This window comes from Chitinimonas sp. BJB300 (assembly GCF_002735695.1).
Taxonomy (GTDB): domain Bacteria; phylum Pseudomonadota; class Gammaproteobacteria; order Burkholderiales; family Chitinimonadaceae; genus Chitinimonas.
This window is the reverse complement of sequence record NZ_PDZH01000277.1, coordinates 1-2,077: the sequence shown is the minus strand read 5'-3', so window position 1 is coordinate 2,077 and position 2,077 is coordinate 1. Positions and strand designations below refer to the sequence as shown.

The window sequence follows — 2,077 nt, the reverse complement described above, 5'->3', positions numbered from 1 at the left end:
TCGAAATCCCTCGCGATCGCGACAGCAGTTTTGAACCGCTGCTGATTCCCAAGCATGAACGCCGTTTTACCGGCTTCGACGACAGGATTGTCGCCATGTATGCCCGAGGTATGACCGTACGTGACATCCAGGGCCTCCAGGCTACGGTTGTACTCAGACCAGTTCGTCGTGCGGTAGCGGGGCTTCGGTGGCTTCATCCGACTATTAATCCGGCAATCAAACAGATCATAAACTTGCACCGGATAATATTTGCAAGCAACTGATTTGAAATGACATTTCAGGATGTTGTGCGCCCTGTTTAATTGCCGCCTTAATAGCTTACAATCCCTGTCACGCTTGGATCAACTGGGGTTATACAACAGAGCCAAGATTAGTTAATCATCTTCGAAATGTTGGAGTGTCTTAAGCTCTGTGGCATAAAGTGCGCCACCAGGTGTAAATGTCTCTGCTTTATAAATTGGCCACCTGCCTGCTAATTGAAGTTCAGGATTGCTGCGTAGTATATGAACCTCGCTCTCACTGCCAAACAACAAGGAAGAATATTTATTCTTTTTAAATGAATCGAACTCCCATTCTTTTACAAAACCATAAAACCTAGGGTTTCTTTGCGCAACAAGTCCTTCTTTTGGCAATCCTGGACCATAGATTACAACCTTGACATATTTGTCATGATTCTTCGAAATAAAGTAATTTTGGTTTAAATCCAAACTAATAAAATCACAGTCCTTATAACAACTATATTCTGAGCTTTGTTTCTTCTCTTTAACCTGAAGAATACCAACATCCGGTCTCCCGCCAAATGCTAGCCAATTGTTGTTAGCATCTTTCTTAAACAAATAATTCAGCGTCTGATTAACAAAGTTTCCACTCATATTTTGTGAATATGACGCTTTGGTAAACGTTATGGCTAAAGCTTTATCTTGAAATGACTTAACCTGAAAATACCGTAGTTTGTCATTATCGCTTTCTGCATTAGGGAAATTTCTTCTAAATTCTATATATTTCGCATAGCCATCTTTGTTACCACCTCGATCTAGAAAATCGGGGTGCAATGTAGCCAGCTTTTGCTCACCCTGGGTTTTGTAGTCAAGCTCAACGTGTTGCTTCACAATAGTGGCAATACTCGGCATTTCACGCAGAACTTCAGCGGAATCGGTATCAACCTTGAAGCCTTCAACTTCTGTCGTCTGACTCAACAGTTCTATTAATTTCTGACCGTTAAGACGATTCATTAATACGACTTCATGCTTTACTTCATCGATTTTGACTTCAAGTACATGAAGCACTGCGTTAATGCCGGACTCGTCCTTAGCCACGGCTTGGCGACGTAAATCTACACTCTCAGGAACGCCAGCAGCGGAGAGTAAAGGTTGGATTCGTGCTTGTATGGCAGTTTCCTGTTTCGTCAGACTTTCGTGGGTTAGATTGCTGTAGTTACCGCCATCAAAATACCCTGCTGCTGTTTGTCCTACTGCTTTGGCAACAATCAGGTCGGTGATTGGATTGACGTTGTAATGCCCATCGCCATCTGCATTGGTGGCAGCTGCATGCAGCACAAAGGGTTCATCTGTCGCTTCGCCACTAGCACGTAGCATAAACGGCGATTTCATTTCACTGACATCAAAGCTAAAGCTTCCACCAGCCTGCAAGGCTTGCGTTTTGACCTTGCCGGCACTGTCACGAATGCTGATCTTTCCCACCAGAGGGTAGCTCGCCGCTGCAACACCGCTGACTGTTTTTAATGGTGTGGCGGGTGGTGCAGAAGGCTTATTGGTTGAAGGAGTATCGCTGCCTCCGCCGCCACAAGCAGTCAAAGCAAGGGCGCTGGCGCATAAGAAAGCGTATGCACGCACGTTATTTTTCATAGTAAATCTCGGGAAAAAACAGAATGCTGGCTAGGCTGCCAGCAACAAGTAAAAAGAAAACGGCGGCCATAGGATTCTTGGCCGCCGATAAGTATTATCTCATAAGGTTATAAATATACAAAACAATGGCCTGTATTCCACTGCTGTAGCTAGTCTCTGATTAGTTGGTGATACGCCAAGCAATGATTGGCTGGTTTGGTTTAGGTTTGTTC

General features: G+C 44.3%; 1 protein-coding gene and 1 pseudogene. One reads left to right on the top strand and one right to left on the bottom strand.

Annotation, left to right across the window (positions count from 1 at the left end; all coding sequences use genetic code 11):
- Nucleotides 1–143: pseudogene (locus CSQ89_RS21280) on the top strand (transposase); the annotation flags it as partial.
- 231 nt (nucleotides 144–374) lie between these two features.
- Here the strand turns inward: CSQ89_RS21280 and CSQ89_RS21275 are convergent.
- Nucleotides 375–1,865, bottom strand: a complete 1,491-nt coding sequence (locus CSQ89_RS21275) for a hypothetical protein (RefSeq protein ID WP_139023169.1) — start codon at nucleotides 1,863–1,865, stop codon at nucleotides 375–377.
- Between the last annotated feature and the right edge of the window lie 212 nt (nucleotides 1,866–2,077).

Coding starts and splice junctions, on each gene's coding strand:
- CSQ89_RS21275 (WP_139023169.1), bottom strand. CDS start 1,865: ATGAAAAATAACGTGCGTGCATACGCTTTCTTATGCGCCAGCGCCCTT.